Genomic DNA, 662 nt, shown 5'->3' on the forward strand with positions numbered 1-662 from the left:
ATTTACAAACGCATGACTTTTAATAGGTGAAAACAATGGCATCAGTCAACAAAGTAATCTGGCTTGCGCTGTGATACAATGAATTACTTTGTTTATGTAATTCGGAATACTAAATGGATGTGATTGAAATGTATGCTAGCGGAATGAGCATCCCGCTTGTCAGTAAAGCAACTGGCGTAGCTCCATCAACAATTAGGTTTAGGCTAAAAAAAGCTGAGGTTTTGCGATCTCGATCCGACGCAATAAGGCTCGCCGCAAAAGATGGACGACTTTCTCATATGAAGGGGAAAAGTCGGATATTTACGGATGAATGGAAAGCAAATATATCAAAGGCCGCTCTTATTGCCAAAGCATCTACGTCGGTAGGAGTTTCCAAAAAGGCATCAGGATATGTCGAATTCACCCGAGGTGAACATAAGGGAAGAACTGTCCATGTCGTGACTATGGAGCAGCATGTCGGGAGGCGTTTGTTCGCTAACGAATGCGTACATCACATAGACGGTAATAGGTCTAATAACTCTATAAGCAATCTCATGCTTATGACACGGGCCGATCACGCTTCTTTACATGCAAAAGAAAACTTTTCAAATAGAAAGAGAGATGAAAATGGCAAGTTTATGTAAGGTAATGCTAATTGGCCACCTTGGCGCCGATCCTGAAAC

1 protein-coding gene is annotated in these 662 nt (G+C 41.8%); it reads left to right on the plus strand.

Translation table 11 applies throughout. The annotated features are described in order from the left end of the window. The first annotated feature begins 278 nt into the window (after positions 1-278). On the plus strand, positions 279-623 hold the full coding sequence (locus tag PROAA_RS19350; RefSeq protein WP_425393987.1) for an HNH endonuclease signature motif containing protein: 345 nt from the start codon (positions 279-281) through the stop codon (positions 621-623). Positions 624-662 lie beyond the last annotated feature (39 nt).

Origin of the sequence: Candidatus Propionivibrio aalborgensis (assembly GCF_900089945.1) — a bacterium.
In the GTDB taxonomy this organism is placed as follows: domain Bacteria; phylum Pseudomonadota; class Gammaproteobacteria; order Burkholderiales; family Rhodocyclaceae; genus Propionivibrio; species Propionivibrio aalborgensis.

Bases quoted from the DNA above. Each gene is read 5' to 3' on its own strand.
- PROAA_RS19350 (WP_425393987.1), top strand. From the start codon at position 279: ATGAAGGGGAAAAGTCGGATATTTACGGATGAATGGAAAGCAAATATA.